Below are 22,067 nucleotides of genomic sequence, written 5' to 3'. Positions count from 1 at the left end.
ATTCCAAAGTCGAGGCATGTAATTCAAAAAAAGGATTATTTGCCCATGTCCCGAATGAATATCGCCTTGTCCACAACCGCTTTCGTCGTGGCGCTGTCAGCCTGCGGCGGCAGCACGACCACGTCGTCTCCCGCGTCCTACGAGGGTCTGTTGCAGCGATTCAACGCGAATTCCAACGCGGGAAGCGCCCCGCTGGAGGGTGGTGGCCTGACGCCGGTTCCGGCCACCACCTACTTCACCCCCGGCAGCTTCACCTATGCCGGGGAAATGACACTGACCACCGACCCTGCGACGATCGCTACGCTCAACGCAGCCGCTACCGACGAGGACCGATTGTTCCCGCTCATCCAATCCGCCTCGCTCATGCCTGATATGATCGGCACCATGACGATCACGGCAAACCTGACCGACACCGACGGCAGTTTCACCGGTGCCGTACAGGATATCCGCACGGCGGACGACGCTCCGGTCGATGGCGCGCTGTCGCTTGTCCGTGGCAGGATCATGGCGGAACCCGACTTCTTCGGCACCACGGGCGTCAAGTTCGATGGCGGGTTTGGTGGCGATCTGACCACGGCAGACGGCGCGACCAGCAGCTATGCCGCCAGCCTGCGGGCCTATGCCTATGATGACGGCGGCCCGCTCATCGCTGGACTGGGCGAAGGTACGCGCACAGATATTTCAACCGGTGGGGAATCAGGTTTCGTCGCATCCTTTGCCGCGCGGTGACCGCGTCAGCTGTCCTCCAGTACCTCCAGAAACGCATCGCCGAACCGTTCGGCATAGCGGTCCCCGATCAGCCGGGTCAGCCCCGCCATATCCGCATCGCGCAGCTGTGCAACCTTGGCCAGTTGACCGGCGCTCAGACTCATCGGCTTGTCGGCCCCGTGCGGGCCACGCTGCAGGTCGGATTGCACGGACAGTAACCTGTCGTAGATCGCGCCGGCATCACGTCCGGCCAGTTTGCGGCGCTGCGGGTGCACGTCATCCTGTGCGCCCGCAATCACTTCGAGAAACGCGCGGCCATAGCTTTCCAGCTTTTTTGCACCGACCCCGCCGACCGCGGCCATCTGGTCCAGCGTCACAGGCTTCTTCTCCGCCATCTCGATCAGGGTGCGGTCGGTGAAGATGATATAGGCCGGCACGCCCGCGCTTTCCGCCAGCGCGCGTCGCTTGGCCTTGAGCGCCGACAGCAGCGGCGCGTCCTCCTCGCTGACCTGCGCGCGCACCTTGGGGCCGACGCCCCTGGCCGCGCGGATCGTGTCGCGGCGCAGGTCGATCGTCGCCTCGCCCTTCAGGATCGGGCGGGCCTTGTCGGTCATCCGCAAGGCACCGTGGCGTTCCGGGTCCGGGCGGATCAGGTCATGGCCCATCATCTGCCGGAAGATCGCCTGCCACTGTCGCTTGTCGTAATCCTTGCCCACGCCGTAGGTCGGGAGGCTGTCGTGGCCGCGCTGCCTGATCTTGTCGGTCTGCGCACCCAACAGAATGTCGATCAGGTGCCCCGCCCCGAACCATTCCTCGGTGCGCAAGGCGGCGGACAGCGCCATGCGCACCGGCGTCGTGCCATCGAAGACCTCTGCCGGTTTGTCACACAGGTCGCAGGTGCCGCAGGTCACGTCCGCCTCTCCGAAATAACCCAGCAGCGTTTTACGGCGGCACTCCAGCGCCTCGGCCAGCCCCAGCAGCGCGTTCAGACGTGCATGATCCGCTGCGCGCCGTTCCGGCGGGGCCAGCCCCTCGTCGATCTGCTGACGGCGGTAGCGGATGTCGTCGGGGCCAAACAGTGTCAGCGTCTCCGCCGGTGCACCGTCGCGCCCCGCGCGGCCGATTTCCTGATAGTAGGCCTCGACGGATTTCGGCAGGTCCGCATGCGCGACCCAGCGGATATCCGGTTTGTCGATGCCCATGCCGAAGGCGACGGTGGCCACGACGATCAGCCCGTCCTCCTGCTGGAACCGGCGTTCGACGTCGCGCCGGTCCTGCGCCTCCATCCCGCCGTGATAGTGGCAGGCGGAATGGCCGCCCTCGCGCAGCCCCTGCGCCAGGGTTTCGGTCTTTGCGCGGGTGCCGCAATAGACGATACCGGATTGCCCCTTGCGCGCGTCGGCAAAGGTCATGATCTGCGCCCGCGGGCCATCCTTGACCGCAAACGTCAGGTGAATGTTCGGCCGGTCAAAGCCATGCAGGAACCGGGCAGGCTGCACACCGTCGAACAGCTTTTCGATGATCTCGGTCTGCGTTTCCGCATCCGCCGTTGCCGTGAAGGCCGCAAGCGGCACGTCCAGATCACGCCGGAGCGCCCCGATGCGCAGGTAATCAGGGCGGAAATCGTGACCCCACTGGCTAACGCAATGCGCCTCGTCGACGGCGATCAGACCGACGCCCGCCTGCCGCAGCATCCGTGCCGTTCCGCCGGCGGCAAGCCGCTCCGGCGCCATGTAAAGCAGCTTGAGCGTACCATCCTGCAGCGCCGTCCAGACGGCATCGGTCTCTTCCTCGGTATTGCCCGAGGTCAGCGCACCCGCCGCCACCCCGGCCGCCTGCAACCCGCGCACCTGATCGCGCATCAGGGCGATCAGCGGCGAAATCACCACCGTCACCCCGTCGCGCATCAACGCGGGCAATTGAAAGCAAAGCGATTTGCCGCCACCTGTCGGCATGATCGCGAGCGTGTTGCGCCCCGCGATCACGGCGTCGACGATCTCCTGCTGGCCAGGGCGGTAGGCATCGAAGCCGAATACATCACGTAACAGCGTGGCAGCGCTCATCCCGGTGTCCTGTTTTTCTTGTTCTGCTCTTTTCCGCACAATCGCAGAAACCGGCATATCGAACAAGGCGCGGGCAGACGTTGACACAAAGTCTGCAAACAAATCCTTATACAGGATTTGCCCGCAAAATTTCGTGAAATTTTGGCGCCCGTTGCGTCCGGCCCGGTGACGCACTACCCCTGACCCCGACAAGGGAGACACGCATGGGTGAGATCACACTGGTCCGGCACGGGCAGGCCAATTCAAGCGCCACGGACGAGGCGGGCTATGACCGGCTGACCGATCTGGGCCACCGGCAGGCCCGCTGGCTGGGCGAATGGATGGCCGCCCACGACGGCCCATTCGACGAAGTGCATGCCGGCACCCTGCGCCGTCAGCAGGAAACGGCTGCAGGCATGGGGTTCGACGACGTGCAGACCGATCCCCGCCTGAACGAGATCACCTACTACGACCTGACTGCGGAGATGGACCTGCATCAGCCCGACCTAAAACGCAGCGGGCCGGAAGACTTCGCCATCCACTTCCCGGCCACGCTCACCGCCTGGCGCGACGGCCATATCAAGGGCACGGAAAGCTATGACGCCTATGGCAAGCGTGTCGCCGACGTGCTGGCCGAGGCCGCACGGCCCGGCAAACGCATCCTTTGCGTCACCTCCGGCGGGATCATCGCGCGGGCAGTGGCGCATATCCTGCATCTCGACATTCCGCGCATGGCGCAGATCGCGCTGCCGATCCTGAATACATCGGTCCATCGCATCCACGTCACGCCGCACGGGCCGATCCTGGCCACCTTCAATTCCGCGCCACATCTGGACCACGCCGACAGGCTGGCCGCGCGCACGAACTACTAGGAGACCGCAATGCTGAAACTGCACTACGCCCCCGGCACGATTTCCATCGCCGTCGCCATCGCGCTGGAAGAGACCGAAACACCCTATGAGACGATCAAGGTCGATTTCGCCAATCAGGCGCAGACGAAACCCAGTTACCACGCAATCAACCCCAAGGGCCGCGTGCCCGCGCTGGAAACGCCCGACGGTATCCTGACCGAAACCGGCGCGGTGCTGGAATACGCCTGCCCCGGTCTGGTGCCCAACGATGCCTATACGGCGGGACGGATGCGCGAGGCGATGTATTATCTCGCCTCCACCATGCACGTCGCCCATGCCCACAAGATGCGCGGGCATCGCTGGGCGGACCGGCAAAGCAGTTTCGACGACATGAACCAGAAAGTGCCGCAGACCATGGCCGACTGCTGCGCCTATCTGGAAGGTGCCTATCCTCTTGACCCTTACGTGACCGGCGCCGATTTCACGCTGGCCGATCCCTATATGACGCTGGTGCTGGGCTGGCTGGACGGCGACGGTGTGGATATCACGCAGTATCCCAAACTCGCCGCATTTCTGATCCGTATGCGCACACGGCCTTCGGTGCTTGCGGTCATGGAAAAGGGAATGCTGACGTGACCCACATCTGGCTGCGGGCAGAGGAACGGCCGCACGAACAGCGCGTGGGGCTGACGCCCGAAGGTGCCGCCAAACTGCTGGCGGCGGGTTTTGACGTGACGGTCGAAGACAGCGCCCAGCGCGTCATTCCGTTGTCGGACTATGCAGACGCGGGCTGCGCCACGGCACCTTTGGGCGGCTGGACCGACGCGCCAGACGATGCGGTGATCTTCGGGCTGAAGGAACTGCCCGATGCCGATTTTCCCCTGCGCCACCGCCACATCATGTTCGGTCACGCCTACAAGGGCCAGTCCAGCGGGCGCGTGCTGCTGGACCGGTTCAAGGCAGGCGGCGGCACACTGCTCGATCTGGAGTATCTGACAAATCCAGACGGCAGACGGGTCGCGGCCTTCGGCTATTGGGCGGGCTATGCGGGGGCCGCCGTGGCGCTGAAATGCTGGCTGGCACAGCAAGGCGGCGGGGTCGCCGGGGCGATGTCGACCTATCCCAACGCGCAGGCGCTACGCGACGAATTGGCGGGAGCGATGCCCGAGATACGGCCGGATGCGCTGATTATCGGGGCGTTGGGACGTGTTGGCACCGGGGCCGCCGATTTATGCGCGGCACTGGACGTGCCGACAACACGATGGGACATGAAGGAAACCGCATCCGGCGGCCCGTTCCCGGAGGTGCTGGAGCACGACATCTTCCTCAACTGCATCCTCGCCCGCCCCGGCACGCCGGTGTTCGTGCCGGCTGACACGCCACAGGCCGACCGCAAGCTGACCGTCATCGGCGATATTGCCTGCGACCCCGACAGCGATTTCTCACCGATCAAGGTCTATGACCGCACGACGACATGGGACGCCCCTGCCCTACGTGTGCATGAGAACCCGCCGCTGGACGTCACCGCCATCGACAATCTGCCCGCGATGCTGCCGCTGGAAAGCTCCGAAGATTTCGCGGATCAGCTTTTGCCACATCTGCTTTGCTTCGACACTGACCCCGAAGGTGTCTGGGCGCGGGCACGGGATGAGTTCAATGAACACGTGTAGTGCTTATGTAACCGCGCCTGACCTTGGGGAAGCGTGAAGCGCCTCCCCAAGGTCAGGCGCTGTCCGGCTTCGCCGGACAAATGAAAACGGCTGGCTACTTGCTGCCGAACAACCGGTAATACGCCCAGTCCGGCAGGAACTGCGACAAGCGGAACACCCATGAAAACAGCAGCGGGAAGCTCTTCTTGAAATCGTCGCTGTTCATATGCTCGAACACTTCGCGCGCGGCCTCTTCGGGCTCCATGATGAAGGGCATGTGAAAATCGTTCTTGTCGGTCAGGCGAGTCTTGATGAACCCGGGGTTCACGACCTGCACCTGCACCGGGCTGGTGCGCAGGTCGGCCTGCATGCTTTCGGCCAAGGCCATCAACCCGGCCTTGGACGCGGAATATCCGATCGCGCCCGGCAGGCCCCGGAACCCGGACAATGAGCCAGTCAGCACGATATGCCCCTGACCGCGGGCGATCATCGGGCCGATCACGGCCCCCACGCAACGCGACGCGCCAAGATAGTTAATCTCGCCCATCTTGTCGGCTTTTTCGTTGTCCCATTCACTGGCCTTCATCGGCCAGTACACACCGGCGAGGTAAACCATCCCGTCAATCTCGCCGACCTCCTTCGCCGCCGCCTCGACCGCGTCGCGGTCAGCCACGTCGACCGTGACGAAGGACGCCTTCCCCGGCAGTTCCTCGACCAGCGACTTGAGGCGATCCTCCGACCGGGCCGACACGATCACCTCGGCCCCGGCGCGGCTCAGGCATTTGGCGACCTCGCGCCCCAGCCCCTCGCTTGCACCCACCAGCCAGTATCTCTTGCCCTGCCATGTCTTCAACGGTCACTCTCCTGCATAAACATCCTGTTTCGGTCGCATGGTGGCGACGAGTTCGGCCACCTTGATACCAAACTTGCGAAACTGGGATCGGTTCATAATCGCACCGTTGGCCATCAGATACATCCAGTCGGTGGTGTCCAGTATATGGCCGCCCGCCTCTGCGGCCAGCTTGATCCGGTAGCGCAGCACGACAGCCGACCCAAGTTGCTGCCCTGTGCCCGTGCCGACCAGATCGGGCGCATCCGCCCTGATCGCCCCGTCATTGCCCAGCCGCAGCGTCCAGACCCGTTCCTGCACGGTGCCGCTGTCATAATGAAACGTCTCTGTCATCGTGCCGACGTTCCCCTGCCACGACGCCTCGAAATCCGCGACGAAGCGCGACGTCACCCGCCCCAGCGGGCCATAGATCACGCCCTCGCACTGGATCGGGCCATTGAACCGCTCGCGGATGTCAAAGACCGGACCATCGGCATAGTCTTGCGGCATCTGCGCCAGAAACGATGCCCGGCGCGACAGCCCCCACCAGAGCAGCGCAACGATCAATGCGCCCAGCGCCAACATCACAGCGGTCCACATGGGATCAATCCTTCAGCGTCGTGACCGCCAGCAATCCGATGGCCACCAGTTTCAACAGTGACGGCACGCCCGCGTAAAGCAGTGTCAGCATGGCCGTCGCGTCGTCGGGTTGTGCGGCCTGACCCGATTGGAACCCGGCGCTTTCCAGCACCGGCAACAGGACGACCGCGGCAAAGGCCAGCGTGAATTTGCTGACCAGCGACCACAGGCCGAACCCCTGCCCCCCGTTCGGGGCAACCACGCTCATCCGTTTGGCGAACATGGCGGGCAGCAGGGTCAGATCGGCGCCTATCGTCGCTCCTGATAATACGCAGACAACGGCAAAGAGGATCACATCACCCTCGCCCAGCGTCAGGGTATAGCCGAACGACAGCACCGCCAGCACCATCGCGACCAGCAGAACCCGCTTTTCCCCGAACCTGCGCGCCAGCGCCGACCAGCCGGGCGAGGACGCGGCGGCAGCCAGAAAGAAGAGCACAAGCAGTGGCCCTTCCCAGCCCACGCCGCCCAGCACGCTTTCGACGTAGAACAGGAACAGGGTCGATGACACCGCCAGCGGCGTGGCGTTCACCAGCGCCAGCAACAGCAACCGCCGCGCGGTGCCGTCCGACCAGATCGCCTTGATCGGCGTCGGCTCCGTCGGCACGCGAGATGTCCACTCCGGCCACATCCAGATGACAGCCACCAGCGTGACGACGGCAAAACCCCAGGCGAATGCCGCGAAGGCATCGAACCCGTAGCCCATCAGCAACGTCGGCGTCACCGCCGCCACGCAGATGCCCAGCAATGCACCCGTCTCGCGCCACGCGGCCAGCCGCACATGGCCGTCCTTGGCATCCCCCGCCTTGGCGATGCCCTGCGCGTAGAAATTGATCGTCAGGAAACTGAAGGCCGAAAACAGCCCGGCCAGCGTCAGCCCAAACCACCACAGCGGCGCGATCGGTGGTTCCACCGCGAAAAGCCCGATCATCGACAGCGCCAGCACACCGCCCGCGAAGGCCACCGCAATCGGGCGGGTCCGCCCGCCCAGCCGTTCGGAAATCCAGCCCAGCACCGGGTCCTGCACCACATCGAACAGACGCAGCGCGAATAGCATCGTGCCCAGTGCGGCCAATGTGACGCCGTAATTGTCGACATACATTTTCGGCGCGTAGATATAGATCGGCAGCCCCGCCGCGTTGATGACGGCGGCGAACAGGCAGTAGGCGGGCAGCCGCGTCATCACATGGGCGTTCACCGGCTGATCTCCTCGCCGGGCGGTTCCGGACGCGACCGGAACGTCGCCTTTTTCCACCACAGCTTCACCGCCTGCCAGTGGATGAGCGCCAGCACACGACGCGATCCGAACGGGCGGCGGATCGCGGCCCAGAGGATGCCGCGATTCGTCAGCGGCCTGCGCGGCCCTTTTAACGTGGCGACCAGCCCGCCGTTGCCGCGCGTATAGTCAATGATGATGTGGATGCTGTCCGGCTGGATTTCATAGCGAAAGGTATAGCCCCCTTCGATCGGCTGAAACGGCGAGACGTGGAATATCTTGGTGGCCGTCAGCGTGTCCTCTTTCGTGATCTCGCGTAGGTCATCATGGTGACACAGGTAGGAGTGGCGGTCACCAAAGGTATTGCTCACTTCCGCAATGACGACCCGCAGCACCCCGCCTTCATCATGGCACAGCCAGAACGACACCGGGTTGAACACGTGGCCAAGCAGACGCGGCTGCGCCAGCAGGTCGATCCGCCCGGTCACATCCAGATCATGCGCCGCCAGCACATCGCGGACCCATGCGGCCCCGGTGCCGCCTTTAGGCGCGCCGCCATGGTCGCTGTCATGCAGCGACATCAACCCCGCCCCGTTGCGCGTGAACAGTGCGGGCCCGGAAACCTCCGCCTCTGCATCGAGCAGCACGTAGTCGATAGAATAGCGAAAGGCGTTCTTCACCGCACCGCGCCGCCCATGATAGGTCTCTCCGGCGATATGATGCACCGCTGCCGTCACTCCGCCGCGACGTCCAGCCGCTCCATCGCATTGAGCGCGTGCACCACGTCATAGGCCGAAGACAGGCCATCCTCGTGAAAACCGTTTTTCATCCAGGCACCGCAGAACCACGTCCGGTTTGACCCGTTCATCATCGCTGCCTGTTTCTGTGCAGCCAGTGCGCCGGTATCGTAAACCGGGTGGCGCAACGTGACCTCGTCCCAGATCAGCTTGGGGTCGATGGCCCGCGTGGTATTCAGCGTCACCATAATCTCGTCGCCCGTCAGCCACGGTTGCAGCGAGTTCATCCAATAGGTCAGGTCGATCTGGTCGGACCTTTTGCCCGCGTCCTCGGTATAGATCCACGACGACCAGACTTGCCGACGCCTGGGCATGATCGACGTGTCGGAATGCAGCACGACCTTGTTGGGCTGGTAGCGCACCGCGCCCAAAGTCGCGCGCTCTGCCGGGGTGGGGTCCGACAGCATCGACAGCGTGTCGTCGGAATGGCTGGCGAAGATCACCTCGTCGAACATCTCCCAGTCGCCGCCATGCGCCTTCACTTCGACGCCCTTTGGCCCGCGCCGCACGGCATCGACCTTCGCATCGAGCCGCATGTCGACGCCACGCTGGAACATATCCGCGCCCAGCCGCGCGACATAAGACTGGCTGCCCTCGGCAACGGTGTACCACTGGTGCTGCCCGGTCGCACCCAACAGCGCGTGGTTGTCGAAGAAGGACAACAGCGTATGCGCCGGAAAATCCATGATTTTTTCCTTCGGCGTCGACCAGATCGCCCCGGAAAACGGCAGCAGGTAGTGGTCACGGAAATGCGCCGACAGCCGCAGCTTGTCCAGCAATCCGCCGATGGTCAGCCCGTCCTCCGCACTCGCAGCCAGCCCGTGTTTGTTGAAGTGGAAAATGTCGCGCACCAGCCGCAGAAACTTCGGGTTGGCGATGTTGCGGCGCGTGGCAAACAGCGCGTTCAGGCTTTCCAGCCCGTATTCCATCTGGCCGCCGTTGAAGGACGCGCCGAACGACATCTTGGATTTGACCACCGGCACCTCGAGGTGCTCGAAGAGCGCCGTCAGGTTCGGGTAATTTGCATAGTTGAACACGATGAAACCGGTATCCACCGCCTGATCGCGGTTTGTCCCCGCCATCTTCGTGCGCGCGTGCCCGCCCAGCCGCTTTTCCGCCTCGAACAGGACCACCCGGTGATCCTTGGCCAGCAGATGTGCAGCACCCATGCCCGAAATGCCCGCCCCGATCACCGCAACTCTGCGGGGGGCGGCTGTCGTCGTTTCAAATGGCATGTGGCACAGGCTCCGTTACGCTTCGTGTTGTAGTCATATTTACGTCACGATGTCATGCCCGGATTAGTTTCAATTTCCGCAGCTTAGGATTGATCCACTCCTCTGCGCCCTGCGTAAACCTGTCATGTTGACGACCTACACCCCCTCGGCCAAACCAATGGCAGGCCTGATGCGCTCCGCGAACCCGCGCGGCGTATTGCGCCTGACTGATGACGAGGGGCCGCAGGTGGTCGAGGACAAGAATGCAAAGCGCATGGCGTGGGTGACCGAAGTCCGTGCCATCCGTGACGACAAGAACAAGGATGCCTTCGCCCGCGTCTTTGCCCATTTCGCGCCGCGCGTAAAAGCGTTCCTCATGAAATCCGGCGCAACACCTGACCTTGCCGAAGAATGCGCGCAGGACGTGATGGTCACGCTCTGGAACAAGGCGCATCTCTTCGATCCGGCCAAGGCCAGCGTTTCGACGTGGATATTCACCATCGCGCGCAACCGCCGCATCGACTTTCTGCGCAAGCAACGCCGCCCGGAACCCGAGGACCTCCCCTGGGGCCCAGAGGCGGAACCCGATCAGGCCGATGCCCTTGCCCTGCAGCAAGAGAGCGAAAAACTGGGGACGGCGATCGCCGCCCTGCCCGCCAAGCAAAGAGAACTGATCGAAAAGGCCTATTTCGGCGAATTGTCGCAAAGCGAAATCGCCGCCCAGACCGGACTGCCGCTCGGCACGATCAAATCCCGTATCAGACTGGCGCTTGACCGCCTGCGCCACGCCATGACCGAAAGACCCCACAAATGACCGCGATCAAACATCACCTGACCGATGCCCTGCTGATGGGATACGCCACCGGCACCCTGCCGGAAGCGTTCAGCCTCGTCGTCGCCACGCATATCTCGCTTTGCGACGAGTGTCGCGCGGCAGCGGCGAGCTATGATGCCGTCGGCGGCGTTCTAGTTGACGGGACTGCCCCCGTCGCGCTCTCCGCCGATAGTCTCACCGCCACGCTTGACCGCATCACACGGCAGGACACGTCTGTCGCCAAACCCGTAAAGGTTGTCGATGGCGTCTTCCCCCGCCCGTTGCAGGACTACGTTTCAGGCGATCTGGCCGACGTGAGATGGCGCAAGATCGGCGGCGGCGTCAGCCAGATGGTGCTTGAGACCTCTGATGCGGCCACCGTCCGCCTGCTGCGCATCCCCGCCGGCACCGCCGTACCCGATCACGGCCATGGCGGCACAGAGCTGACGCTGGTGCTGCAGGGTGCCTTCGTCGATGAAACAGACCGTTTCGGCATCGGCGACGTCGAAGTCGCGAATGAAGACCTGCACCACACCCCTGTGGCAGAGGAGGGTGCCGATTGCATCTGCCTCGCCGCCAGCGATGCGCCGCTGCAATTCAAGGGCCTCCTGCCCCGGATCGCCCAGAAATTCGCAGGTATCTAGATGGTCGCGGTCTATCCTTGTAGCCGCAAAACCATATGCGGCAGGCTGCGTCCGGGGATCGACCCGGACGGCACCCTTCCGGCAGTCTCAAACCCGATCCGGCGATAGAACCCTTCCGCGCCCGGATCGGAATCGAGGTGCAGACTCGCAAGTCCCAGATCCCGTGCCGCCCGCGCGACTTCCGACCACAGCATCCGCCCCACACCGCGCCCCTGCCAGTCGGGGTGAACGAAGAACGATTTCACTTCGCCGCTCTGCTCGTCGTCATCGACCGCAAGGCCGACAAACCCGCAAGGCGCGCCGTCTTCCGCCACCCAGAATCGTATCGCATCGATATCATCCACCGTCACACGCAATTCATCCACGCAGGCCGCCATGAACGCATCGTCGTAGCCGTTTGATTGCTTCGAGATCATCGCGATGGTCGTCAGCGCCGCCGCATCTCCGCGCACGGCACGCCGAACTGTCACGGCCGTCATACTGGCAATCCCAGAAACCGCGCGCCGCTCATCAGATCCGGCGCGACATGATGGCCCAGCGCGCGCACCTCCGGCGACGGTTGGACAATATCCGGCACTTGCACCACACGCGCGCCGGATGCCACCGCCGCGCGCGTGCCGGTATCGCTGTCCTCGAATGCCGCGCAATCGTGCGGATCGGCACCAAGGTGCCGCGCCATCGCCAGATACCCCTCCGGGTCCGGTTTGCCCTTCGCCACCTGATCGCCGCCGACGATATGCGCCATGAAGGGCAGCAGGCCCGCGTCACCCAGATGCTCCGCCGCCCGCGCGCCGCGGGTCGAGGTGACGACCCCGGCCGGGATACCCGCGACCTTTAGCGATTGCAGCAAGGTCATCGCACCGGGCTTTACCGGAATGCCCGCGCCGAAGGCCACGGCAATCGCCTTACCCCATGCGGTATCGAACGCCGTCCTGTTCACATATTGCCCGATGGAACGGTCCAGCACCGCCGCGCTGTCCGCATCGCGCAGGCCGATACAGCTGCAAAACACGGAGTCCAGGTCGACCTCGCCAGCCAGCCCATGCGCCTGCCCGACAGCCACGAAAGTCTCCAGGCACAGCCGCTCGGTATCGAGCAGCAGCCCGTCCATGTCGAACATCGCGGCCCTGATCATGTCAGCGGGTCAGTTCCACGCCAGCGGTTCGTAGACACCATGCCGCTTAACATACCCGTCACCGCCCGGCGACAGGTAGAACGTACGCCCCGGCACAGCACCGCTCACGACGAAGAAGTCCAGCGTCCGCGCCAGATGCCCGGCCCGCGTGCCGCAGATGTGGGTGCCGCCCCGGCAGGGCGTCAGTTGAAACGTGTGCAACTCACCGTGCTCTTCCGACAGCACCGAAATCGCGCCGGTGTCGAAGGGTGTGTCCTGAAAATTGTCGGCATAGAGCCGGTTGATATCCGCCGTGGCATCCCAGACGAACTGCTCTGCCGACGCGGCGACCCGGTCACCCGTCGCCTGCACCGTGCCCTGACAGGCCGCCAGCACGCCCGTCGCCGCCAAAACCAGGATCATCCGTTTCATGGCCGTTCTCCCATTGTCGCTCATACTCTGGCGTCAGGACTTGGGTTGTGCAAGCGGCACGACCGGCGCGGGCGCGTCCTGCGCCAGTTCCTCGAAATCGAAGTTGTGCAAACGGCCCGACCGTTTCCCCGCCTTCTCCGCACTGATCATGATGTCGTCCACATCCTTGCGGGCCTGCGTGAAGTGCCGGTCGAGGTTGCCGACCCGGGTCACCAGCCGGTCCACGTCACCGTGCAGCATCCCCAACTCCTTGCGGATCGCACCCGCCTGCTCGCGCATCCGCGCGTCCTTCAGGATCGCGCGCATCGTGTTCAGCGTGGCCATGCAGGTGGTGGGCGACACGATCCAGACGCGGGCTGCAAACCCGTCGCGCACCAATTCGGGGAAATTGGCGTGCAGTTCGGCATAGACCGCCTCTGACGGCAGGAACATCAAAGCGCCGTCGGCGGTCTCGCCCTCCAGAATATATCTGTCGGAAATATCCCTGATGTGTTTCTTGACGCTGACGCGCATCGCCTTGGCGGCCTCGTTCGCCTCCCACTGGGTGCCCGCGTTGCGGATCGCCTCGTAGGCTTCCAGCGGGAACTTGCTGTCGATCACGATCGGCCCCGGCGGATTGGGCAGGTGGATCAGGCAATCGGCCCGCTTGCCGTTGGAAAGCGTGGCCTGCAACGTGTAGCTATCCTTCGGCAGCGCCTTGCCCACGATATCGGTCAGCTGGATTTCCCCGAAAGCCCCGCGCGTCTGCTTGTTGGACAGGATGTCCTGCAACGACAGCACGTCGCCCGACAGTTTGGTGATGTTGTCCTGCGCCTTGTCGATGGCCTGCAACCGCTGCTGCAACTCGCCAAGGCTCTGCGCGGTGCGCTGTGCCGATGTGCCCAGATTGGCGTTGAGCGAGGCCGTCACCTGCGCCAGCCGCTGCTCGACAAGCTGGATCGTCTTGGCCTGCTGCTGCGCCTGCGCCTCCGTCACCGCGTTCAGCCCGCCGAACAACTGCTGCTGCCCGTTGCCCAGCATCTCGACCCGGCTGCCCAACCCGCCCATCTGGCTGGCCAGCACTTCGGCCATCTCGAAAGACTTGCCCGTGCGCCGCACCGCCATGATCAGCAGCACCACGATCAGCAGCACCAGCACAACAGCGAGGATCAGCCCGATCACCAGAGGATCGCTGAAGGCATAGGTCGCGTCACCGATCTGGATCATGTGCGGCCAAACAGGCGTTCGATATCGCTCAACTTCAACTCCACGTAAGTCGGCCGCCCGTGGTTGCACTGGCCCGACATGGGCGTCGCCTCCATTTCGCGCAGCAGCGCATTCATCTCGGCCCCCTGCATCCGGCGGCCCGACCGGATTGATCCGTGACAGGCCACGCGGGACAGGATCGCCTCGATCTTGGATTGTACCCGCGCGCTGTCGCCCTGATCGGCCAATTCGTCCAGAATATCACGCAGCATTGCGGTGGCATTCACCTCGCCCAAAATCGCGGGGGTCTCGCGCACCGCGATGGCCCCGCCGCCGAACGCCTCGATCCCCAGCCCCAGTCGCGCCAGATCGTCCGCGATCTCCAGCAACTGCGCGGCCTCGCTGTCGGTCATCTCCACGATCTCGGGGATCAGCAGCGCCTGCGTGGCCACGCCATTCTCGGCCATCTGCCGCTTCAGCTTCTCATAAACCAGCCGTTCGTGCGCCGCGTGTTGATCGACGATCACCATGCCGGTTTCGGTCTGCGCGATGATGTAGTTCTCGTGCACCTGCGCCCGCGCTGCTCCCAGCGGCAGGTGGTCGGGTTCGTCGTCCACCACTGGTTCGATCCGCGCCGACGGGGTTTCCGCGAACCCCGACTGCGGCGCTTGCGCCTGAAACGTCATCGACCGCGCGGTAAACGATGGCCGATCCATCTGATAGACCCGCGCGCCGGTCGGTTGCGGTTGCATCGCGCCCAACGTCGCGGCACCCACAGTGGTCGATGCGCGGTGCCCCGCCTCCGCCAGCGCGTGCCGTAGACCCGACACGATCAGCCCGCGCACGGTGCCCGGATCGCGGAAACGCACCTCGGATTTCGCCGGATGCACGTTCACGTCCACCAGCATCGGATCGCAGTCGATAAACAGCGCAGCCACCGGATGCCGGTCACGGCTCAACACATCCATATAGGCCGCGCGCAAAGCACCCAGCAGCATCTTGTCGCGCACCGGCCTGCCGTTCACGAACAGATATTGCGCCACTGCCGCCCCACGCGAATAGGTCGGCAAGGCGGCATAGCCCGTCAGGTGGAACCCATCCCGCTCCGCATCCAGCCGCAGGGCATTCTCCGCAAAGTCGCGCCCGATGACACCCGCCAGCCGCGCGTGCAATGCGTCGAACATATCGCCGGTCTGCGCATCGGCGCGGAACGTGGTGCGGCTGTCGCCGCCCGACACATCGCGCAGGATGAACGTTATGAAGGGTTCCGCCATCGCCAGCCGCTTGACGACATCGCCCACCGCCTGTGCTTCCGCCCGGTCGGTGCGCAGGAATTTCAGCCGCGCGGGCGTGGCGTAGAAAATGTCGCGCAACTCCACGACCGTGCCGCAGGACAGCGCCGCCGGTTTCACCGCGCCCGTCTTGCCACCCGCCACAGCAAGCGCCGCCCCCTCTCCGCTGTCGACGCGGCTGGTGATCGTCAGCCGCCCGACCGCACCCAGCGACGCCAGTGCCTCTCCCCGGAAGCCGAAGGAGTGGATGTTCAGCAGGTCGGATCCGTCGATCTTTGACGTAGCGTGCCGCGACAGCGCCAGCGGCAGATCGTCCGCCGCGATCCCGCAGCCGTCGTCCGTCACACGGATCAGCGTCTTGCCGCCGTCGGCGATCACCACCTCGATCCGCGTGGCCCCGGCGTCGATGGCGTTTTCCACCAGCTCCTTCACGGCAGAGGCCGGACGCTCCAACACCTCGCCCGCCGCGATCCGGTTGATCGCGGCCTCGTCCAGCTGCCGGATCACCGGCTGTGGCTTTATCTGGGGGTCTGCAATGGCCATGCCACAAGGGATAGCATGACCGTCCGCGATTCTGCGAGTGTCACACCGATTTTTCGGCGAAAAATCGACGCCTGCGCATTTTCGCGAAAATGCTCATTCGGCGACCGGCAATCCCTCCGGTTGCCCCACCACCACGAAATGCAGCGCGTCCGGCTGCAGCAGTTCGGCGGCCACCCGGTTCACATCCTCAAGCGTCACCGCCTCGATGTAGTCGTTGCGGTTGATGACGTAGTCCGGCGGCAGGCCGATCATCTGCATGCCGACCATGATGTCGGCAATTTCGCCGTTGCCGTCGAACCGCAACGGATATTCACCGGTCAGGTAGGTCTTGACGGTTCCGAGTTCATCCTGCGTGATCCCGTCCTCTGCCATGCGGGCCCATTCAGCGCGGATCACGGCGATGGCCTCCGCAATCGTCGCATTGGACGAGGCGACCTGCCCCAGCATCAGTTCCGCGTGCAGTTTCGGCACCAGAAACGTGCTGATCCCATAGGTCAGCCCGCGCTTTTCGCGAACCTCGTTCATCAGCCGGCTTTCGAACCCGCCGGCACCCAGAATTTCATTCACGATATAGGCGGCAAAGAAATCGTCGTCGTCCCGCTCGATCCCTTCATGACCGAAAAGCGCCACCGCCTGCGGGGTCTCGAAATCGACGACCGTCACACCGCCCGCCAGGCCGAAATCAGCCTCTTGCGGCAACGGCGGACCTTCGGCAGGCAATGCGCCCAGCAGCGTATCCAGCATCGGGCCAAGCTCTTCCGCGGTGATGTCGCCCACAGCGGAGACATAGAGCCTGTCGCGCGTCAGCACGTTGCGATGTGCCGCGACCATGTCGTCACGGGTCAGCGCATTCACGCTCTCGACGGTGCCGTCGGCAGCTGTGCCGTAGGGGTGGTCGCCAAACGCGGCGGCGTTGAATGCCGCACCCGCGATCCGGGCGGGGTCCTTTGCATCGGCTGCGATTCCCGACAGGACCTGCGCCCGGACCCGGTCGATGGCGTCCTGATCGAAACGCGGGTCGACGAGCGCGTCGCGCAACAGCGCCAGCGCCTCGTCGCGATTTTCGGTCAGGAACTGCGCCGAGATCGAGGCGGTATCGTCATAGACCCGGAACCGGAATGTCGCGGCAAGACTTTCCAGCTTCGCCTGAAACGCCCGCGCGTCCAGATCGCCTGAGCCTTCCTCGATCAGGGCCATCATCAGGTTGACCGCCCCGCGCTTGCCCGGCTCATCCAGCGACGTGCCGCCGCGGATGCGGATTTCAAGCGCCACGAACGGGATCGACGGCTCCTCGACCACCCAGGCGCCGATCCCGCCCGGCGATGTGATCGTCTTGATTTCGACTGCGGCCTGTGCCGCCGCCGCGATCAGCGTGAAAACTGCCGTCAGTATGAAATGCCGCATCACCGGGCCTCCTCTTGGCTGGCCACGACCCAGCCGGTCACCGCGCGATCACGGTCCAGGACCTGCCGCGCCACGGCCTTGACGTCGTCCGCCGTCACATCCTGCAAAATCTGCGGCCAGTCCTGCACATCCGCGATGGTCAATCCCTGTGTCAGCGCCGCGCCATAGCGCCGGGCCAGACCCTGCACATCGTCCTTGGCGTAGATTTCCGACGCGCGGAGTTGCGTGCGCAGGCTTTCCATGCGTTCGGGGTCGATCTCCTGCGCCAGAAAATCCGCGATCGCCGCGTCCATCGCGGCCTCGGCCTCCGACAGGCTGACACCTTCCGACGGCGCCACGGTGATCGCGAAGGTGCTGTCGTCCAGCGCGCTGCCGTTGTATCCCGCGCCGGTATAGACCGCCGTCTGGGTGTCGAACTGCAATGCGATACCAAGCGTGGAAGTAAACGGCGAACCACCCAGCAACTCCGCCAGATAGACCAGGGCCGCGGCCTCCTCCTGCGCGCCTGCATCGCGTTCCGGGGCCAGGTAGGACCGCGTCAGATAAGGCTGGCTGACACGCGGATCGACATAGGTGATCCGCCGCTCGGCCCGTTGCGGTGGCTCTTCCGGTCGCGCGCGCGCCGGTAACTCCGGCTCTGCCGGGATCACACCGTAATAGGTCTCGGCGAGCGTGCGCACGGCGTCCGGCTCCACATCGCCCGCCACGACAAGGATTGCGTTGTTGGGGGAATAGTAAAGATCATAGAACGCCAGCGCGTCCGCCATCGACAGCTCCGCCATCTCGTGTTTCCAGCCGATGATCGGCACGCCGTAGCGGTGGTTCTGGAACTGGGCGGCCTGAAACTGCTCACGCGCCAGCGCGCCCGGATTGTTTTCGGTGCGCTGGTTGCGTTCTTCGAGAATGACCTGCCGTTCGGTCACGATATCTTCGGGGGTCAGCACCAGATTGTTCATCCGGTCGCTTTCCATCCGCATCATCAACTCCAGCCGGTCTGCCGCGACGCGCTGGAAATAGGCGGTGTAGTCGTAGCTGGTAAAGGCATTGTCCGACCCGCCGTTGGCGGCGACCGTGGCGGAGAACTCCCCCGGTGCCAGCGTATCGGTGCCCTTGAACAGCAAATGTTCCAGAAAATGCGCGATCCCGGACGTGCCCGGCGGCTCGTCCGCTGAACCGACCCGGTACCAGACCATATGCACCACGACCGGCGCGCGATGATCCTCGATCACCACGACATCCATGCCGTTGTCGAGCGTGAATGTCGTGACGTCTTCGGCTCTTGTCGCGGTCGCCAAAGCGGCGACACCAGCAGCAAGAGCGATCAGGAGATTACGCATATTGATATGTTCCACACAGTGCGTTGATAGATTGATGTGGAAGTTAAAGCCGAATGCTTATTAAGCAACTCTCGCTTACACGGTTGTGATCGAAAGACCGCGCCCGATCCGAGGGGCGGAAAGCGAAGCGCCCGCCCCGTGGGGGCGGATCGGGCGCTGCCAAATCGCGGATTTGGCAAACAGACCTACAGCCAAAAGGCCTATGTCGCCTTGCCTTCCAGCGCCGCGATCCGGGCCGACAGCGCCTCATTCTCTTCCCGTGCCTTCTGCGCCATGGCGCGCACCGCGTCGAATTCCTCGCGCGTGACCAGATCGCGGTCGGCCAGCCAGCGGTCCATCATGGACGACATGGCGTTTCCCGCCTCGTCGCGCGCACCCTGTGCCACGCCCATGGCGTTGGTCATCAACTGGCTCAGGTCGTCGAAAATCTTGTTTTTGCCTTGCATCGTGCCGCTCCGGATCAAAGGACTGTTACCTTCTATATGGGTCCGGGGTGGACGGGGCGCAAGCCGGTTGACTTTGGCCATATCGCCGCACAAGACAGGATCATGACAGGCCCCATCCCCTTTCCCGACATCTCGCCCTTCGTGTTTCCGAACGGGCTGTTCGGCTACGACATCCCGCTGCGTTGGTATGCGCTGGCTTATATCGTGGGCATCGCCATCGGCTGGCAGGTGATCGCGGCGGCCCTGCGACGCGACAGGCTCTGGCGCAATGACAGCGCACCTATGGCCCCCGCCAAACTCGAGGACCTGCTGACCTATATCGTGATCGGCGTGATCGCGGGGGGGCGGCTAGGCTACGTGCTGTTCTACAACCCGTCACGTTTCATCGCGAACCCGCTGGAAATTCCGATGATCTGGACCGGCGGCATGTCGTTTCACGGCGGGTTCCTGGGCGTGGTCGCGGCGGTCTGGCTGTTTTCGCGCCGTCATGCGGTGCCGCTGGGCTCGCTGGCCGATGTGGTTGCCATCGCCGCGACCCCTGCGATCCTGCTGGTGCGGATCGCCAATTTCGTGAACGCAGAACTCTGGGGCCGCCCCACCGACCTGCCCTGGGCTGTGGCCTTTCCCGGGCAGGCCGCGCAAAGCTGCGCAACGGCGACGGAACTCTGCGGCCGCCACCCTTCGCAGCTTTACGAGGCAGGTCTCGAAGGGCTGCTGCTCGGCGGTGTTCTGATGACGCTCGCCTTCGGCTTCGGTGCGCTAAAACGGCCGTGGCTGCTGACCGGCGTGTTCTTCGCAGGCTACGGGATCGCGCGCTTCCTCATTGAATTCGTCCGTCAGCCCGACGCGCAGTTCCAGTCGCCCGGCAACCCGCTGGGCCTTGCACTGGAATTCGGTGGCTACGGGCTGACCATGGGGCAGATCCTGACCCTGCCGATGATCCTTGTCGGGGTCACCGTGATCGTGCTGGCCCGGCGGCGGGCGTGACCCCGCTGGGCGATCTGATCCGCGCCCGGATCGCGGCGCAGGGGCCGATCACGCTCGCCGACTACATGGCCGACTGCCTCATGCACCCCGGCCATGGCTATTACGCCACGCGCGATCCCTTTGGTGCGGATTTCATCACCGCTCCCGAAATCAGCCAGATGTTCGGCGAACTGGTCGGGCTGTCACTGGCGCAATGCTGGCTGGATCAGGGCGCGCCCGCACAGATCACACTGGCCGAACTCGGGCCGGGGCGCGGCACGCTGATGGCGGACACCCTGCGCGCGACGCGTGGCGTGCCCGGTTTCCATGATGCGCTGACCGTGCATTTCGTCGAAACCTCCCCGCATCTGCGCGCGCTTCAGGCCAAAGCTTTGCGAGGAGCAAACTGGCACGATACCGTGGCCACTTTGCCCGATCAGCCACTCTACCTCATCGCCAATGAATTCCTCGATGCCCTACCGATCCGCCAGTTCCAGCGCGCCGGCCAAGGCTGGCGCGAGCGTGTGGTGACCATAACACCGGAAGGTCTGTCCACCGCCCTCACCGCCCCTGCCCCCCTCGCCGGCCTGACGCACCGGCTGGAGGACACCGCCGAAGGCGACATCGTGGAAACCTGTCCGGCCCTGCCCGCCATCGTCGCCGACATCGCGACACGTATCGCCCGGCACGGCGGCGCGGCGCTCTTCATCGACTACGGCGACTGGCGCAGCCTCGGCGACACCTTCCAGGCCCTCCGCGGCAACGCGGCCGTCGATCCCTTCGCCGCTCCGGGAGAGGCGGATCTGACCGCCCATGTCGATTTCGAGGCCATCGCAAGCGCAGCCGCCCCTGCCCAGCCGACCCCCATGATCCCGCAAGGCGTGTTTCTGGAACGGCTGGGCATCACCGCCCGCGCGCAGCAACTGGCGCAGGGCCTTGCGGGCGACGCGCTGGACCAGCATATTGCAGCCCATCACCGGCTGACCCACCCGGACGCGATGGGCCGGCTGTTCAAGGTCATGGGGCTTGTGCCGAAAGGCGCAGCACCGCCACAGGGGCTTGAGGCATGAGTCTGGACATCATCACCCACGATCTGCTGGCCGGGTTCCCGCACGGCTTCTTCGGGCGCGCGGGCGGTGCGTCGTCGGGCGTGTTCGCGGGTCTGAATTGCGGCTTCGGCAGCTCCGACCAGCACGACATCGTCGCGATCAACCGCGCGCGCGCGGCACAGGCGGTGGGCGTCGCGCCGGATGCGCTCTGCGGCGTGCATCAGGTGCATTCAGCGGATGCCATCACGGTCACAGCCCCCTTACAGGACAAACCGAAAGCCGATGCGCTCGTCACCGCCAAACCGGGAATCGCATTGTCGGTGCTGACCGCCGATTGCCAGCCGGTGCTTTTCGCCGATGCCGCCAACGGTGTGATCGGCGCGGCACATGCCGGCTGGAAGGGGGCGGTCTCCGGCATTCTGGAAAACACCCTTGCCGCGATGGAGGCGCTGGGCGCCGACCGCGCCCGCACCGTTGCCGTCATCGGCCCCACGATCAGCCAGCGCAACTACGAGGTCGGGCCGGAGTTCTTCGACGCGGTCATGGCCGAACACGACGGGGCGGCACGGTTTTTCGCGAACGGCACCGGTGACCGGATGCATTTCGACCTGCCGGGGTTTGGCCTCGCGCAACTGCGCGCGGCGGGCGTCGGCGATGCCGCCTGGACCCGCCACTGCACCTATGCCGACCCCGCGCGGTTCTACAGCTATCGCCGCGCCACCCACGCGAAAGAGGCCGATTACGGACGCCTGATCGCGGCCATCTCCTTGCCGAATGGGGCGGCAATCTGACGCCCCGCCGCCACGGCGTTGCCGCAATCCGGGAAACAATGGGCGGCCTTGATCCCCGATTGTCCATCGCCTCACACTGATCGTCCTTGTTTTGCAGCCCAATCC

The 22,067-nt window shown here is 64.5% G+C and carries 23 protein-coding genes; 9 read left to right on the top strand and 14 right to left on the bottom strand.

The genetic code is table 11. The features are described from left to right. Positions 1-45: 45 nt before the first annotated feature. Positions 46-729: a hypothetical protein gene (locus AC04PH_RS05675; protein WP_483064772.1), complete on the top strand. Its 684-nt coding sequence runs from the start codon at positions 46-48 to the stop codon at positions 727-729. A gap of 5 nt (positions 730-734) precedes the next feature. On the opposite strand, the gene recQ is transcribed toward AC04PH_RS05675, so the two are convergent. Then, positions 735-2,771 carry a DNA helicase RecQ gene (recQ, locus tag AC04PH_RS05670; RefSeq protein ID WP_483064771.1) on the bottom strand — a complete coding sequence of 679 codons (2,037 nt, stop codon included), beginning with the start codon at positions 2,769-2,771 and terminating at the stop codon, positions 735-737. A 203-nt stretch (positions 2,772-2,974) separates the two neighbouring features. Between recQ and AC04PH_RS05665 the strand changes: the two genes are divergently transcribed. From AC04PH_RS05665 to AC04PH_RS05655, 3 genes are read left to right on the top strand one after another with little or no spacing between them, the layout of a single operon-like run. Further along, positions 2,975-3,622 (top strand): histidine phosphatase family protein, encoded by a 648-nt coding sequence (locus tag AC04PH_RS05665; protein WP_483064770.1) that lies wholly within the window; start codon positions 2,975-2,977, stop codon positions 3,620-3,622. A gap of 9 nt (positions 3,623-3,631) precedes the next feature. Next, positions 3,632-4,237 carry a glutathione S-transferase family protein gene (locus AC04PH_RS05660; RefSeq protein ID WP_483064769.1) on the top strand — a complete coding sequence of 202 codons (606 nt, stop codon included), beginning with the start codon at positions 3,632-3,634 and terminating at the stop codon, positions 4,235-4,237. Beyond that, positions 4,234-5,271 (top strand): saccharopine dehydrogenase, encoded by a 1,038-nt coding sequence (locus AC04PH_RS05655; RefSeq protein ID WP_483064768.1) that lies wholly within the window; start codon positions 4,234-4,236, stop codon positions 5,269-5,271. Before AC04PH_RS05660 ends, AC04PH_RS05655 begins: the two co-directional genes overlap by 4 nt. Before the next feature lie 94 nt (positions 5,272-5,365). On the opposite strand, the gene AC04PH_RS05650 is transcribed toward AC04PH_RS05655, so the two are convergent. Genes AC04PH_RS05650 through AC04PH_RS05630 form a run of 5 tightly spaced genes read right to left on the bottom strand, consistent with a single transcriptional unit; the run spans position 5,366 to position 9,966 of the window. After that, complete coding sequence (locus AC04PH_RS05650; protein ID WP_483064767.1) at positions 5,366-6,103, bottom strand: SDR family NAD(P)-dependent oxidoreductase; 738 nt, start codon at positions 6,101-6,103, stop codon at positions 5,366-5,368. A 3-nt stretch (positions 6,104-6,106) separates the two neighbouring features. After that, complete coding sequence (locus AC04PH_RS05645; RefSeq protein WP_483064766.1) at positions 6,107-6,679, bottom strand: DUF3833 family protein; 573 nt, start codon at positions 6,677-6,679, stop codon at positions 6,107-6,109. 4 nt (positions 6,680-6,683) lie between these two features. Further along, positions 6,684-7,901, bottom strand: a complete 1,218-nt coding sequence (locus AC04PH_RS05640; protein ID WP_483066152.1) for an MFS transporter — start codon at positions 7,899-7,901, stop codon at positions 6,684-6,686. Positions 7,902-7,912: 11 nt separating this feature from the next. Continuing rightward, positions 7,913-8,671: a DUF1365 domain-containing protein gene (locus AC04PH_RS05635; protein WP_483064765.1), complete on the bottom strand. Its 759-nt coding sequence runs from the start codon at positions 8,669-8,671 to the stop codon at positions 7,913-7,915. Beyond that, positions 8,668-9,966 (bottom strand): NAD(P)/FAD-dependent oxidoreductase, encoded by a 1,299-nt coding sequence (locus AC04PH_RS05630; RefSeq protein ID WP_483064764.1) that lies wholly within the window; start codon positions 9,964-9,966, stop codon positions 8,668-8,670. The genes AC04PH_RS05635 and AC04PH_RS05630 overlap by 4 nt, the downstream gene beginning before the upstream one ends. 253 nt (positions 9,967-10,219) lie before the next feature. Between AC04PH_RS05630 and AC04PH_RS05625 the strand changes: the two genes are divergently transcribed. Both AC04PH_RS05625 and AC04PH_RS05620 read left to right on the top strand, forming a co-directional pair. Further along, entirely contained in the window at positions 10,220-10,759 is a 540-nt protein-coding gene (locus AC04PH_RS05625; RefSeq protein WP_483066151.1) for a sigma-70 family RNA polymerase sigma factor, read from the top strand. Further along, a complete protein-coding gene (locus AC04PH_RS05620; RefSeq protein ID WP_483064763.1) occupies positions 10,756-11,403 on the top strand; it encodes a ChrR family anti-sigma-E factor in 648 nt (215 codons plus the stop codon). The genes AC04PH_RS05625 and AC04PH_RS05620 overlap by 4 nt, the downstream gene beginning before the upstream one ends. A gap of 11 nt (positions 11,404-11,414) precedes the next feature. Here AC04PH_RS05620 and AC04PH_RS05615 read toward each other — a convergent pair whose 3' ends face one another. The 8 genes from AC04PH_RS05615 to AC04PH_RS05580 form a co-directional block, all read right to left on the bottom strand. Next, complete coding sequence (locus AC04PH_RS05615) at positions 11,415-11,882, bottom strand: GNAT family N-acetyltransferase (protein ID WP_483064762.1); 468 nt, start codon at positions 11,880-11,882, stop codon at positions 11,415-11,417. After that, positions 11,879-12,538: an HAD family hydrolase gene (locus tag AC04PH_RS05610; protein ID WP_483064761.1), complete on the bottom strand. Its 660-nt coding sequence runs from the start codon at positions 12,536-12,538 to the stop codon at positions 11,879-11,881. Before AC04PH_RS05610 ends, AC04PH_RS05615 begins: the two co-directional genes overlap by 4 nt. 9 nt (positions 12,539-12,547) lie before the next feature. Beyond that, on the bottom strand, positions 12,548-12,949 hold the full coding sequence (locus AC04PH_RS05605; protein ID WP_483064760.1) for a hypothetical protein: 402 nt from the start codon (positions 12,947-12,949) through the stop codon (positions 12,548-12,550). A 33-nt stretch (positions 12,950-12,982) separates the two neighbouring features. Continuing rightward, positions 12,983-14,155 carry a DNA recombination protein RmuC gene (locus AC04PH_RS05600; RefSeq protein WP_483064759.1) on the bottom strand — a complete coding sequence of 391 codons (1,173 nt, stop codon included), beginning with the start codon at positions 14,153-14,155 and terminating at the stop codon, positions 12,983-12,985. After that, positions 14,152-15,969: a DNA mismatch repair endonuclease MutL gene (mutL, locus tag AC04PH_RS05595; RefSeq protein ID WP_483064758.1), complete on the bottom strand. Its 1,818-nt coding sequence runs from the start codon at positions 15,967-15,969 to the stop codon at positions 14,152-14,154. The genes AC04PH_RS05600 and mutL overlap by 4 nt, the downstream gene beginning before the upstream one ends. Positions 15,970-16,062: 93 nt before the next feature. Further along, positions 16,063-17,373: a M16 family metallopeptidase gene (locus AC04PH_RS05590; protein WP_483064757.1), complete on the bottom strand. Its 1,311-nt coding sequence runs from the start codon at positions 17,371-17,373 to the stop codon at positions 16,063-16,065. Continuing rightward, entirely contained in the window at positions 17,373-18,710 is a 1,338-nt protein-coding gene (locus AC04PH_RS05585) for a M16 family metallopeptidase (RefSeq protein WP_483064756.1), read from the bottom strand. Before AC04PH_RS05585 ends, AC04PH_RS05590 begins: the two co-directional genes overlap by 1 nt. Positions 18,711-18,910: 200 nt before the next feature. Then, a complete protein-coding gene (locus AC04PH_RS05580) occupies positions 18,911-19,156 on the bottom strand; it encodes an accessory factor UbiK family protein (protein ID WP_483064755.1) in 246 nt (81 codons plus the stop codon). Positions 19,157-19,258: 102 nt separating this feature from the next. Here AC04PH_RS05580 and lgt point away from each other — a divergent pair, with 102 nt between their 5' ends. From lgt to pgeF, 3 genes are read left to right on the top strand one after another with little or no spacing between them, the layout of a single operon-like run. Then, positions 19,259-20,143, top strand: coding sequence for a prolipoprotein diacylglyceryl transferase (gene lgt, locus AC04PH_RS05575; RefSeq protein WP_483064754.1), 885 nt, complete (start codon positions 19,259-19,261; stop codon positions 20,141-20,143). Next, positions 20,140-21,192, top strand: coding sequence for a class I SAM-dependent methyltransferase (locus AC04PH_RS05570; RefSeq protein WP_483064753.1), 1,053 nt, complete (start codon positions 20,140-20,142; stop codon positions 21,190-21,192). Before lgt ends, AC04PH_RS05570 begins: the two co-directional genes overlap by 4 nt. Beyond that, complete coding sequence (gene pgeF / locus AC04PH_RS05565; RefSeq protein ID WP_483064752.1) at positions 21,189-21,962, top strand: peptidoglycan editing factor PgeF; 774 nt, start codon at positions 21,189-21,191, stop codon at positions 21,960-21,962. Before AC04PH_RS05570 ends, pgeF begins: the two co-directional genes overlap by 4 nt. Positions 21,963-22,067 lie beyond the last annotated feature (105 nt).

The sequence above is a fragment of the Yoonia sp. KMU-150 genome (assembly GCF_056858355.1).
This window is presented reverse-complemented; position numbering and strand designations above follow the sequence as displayed.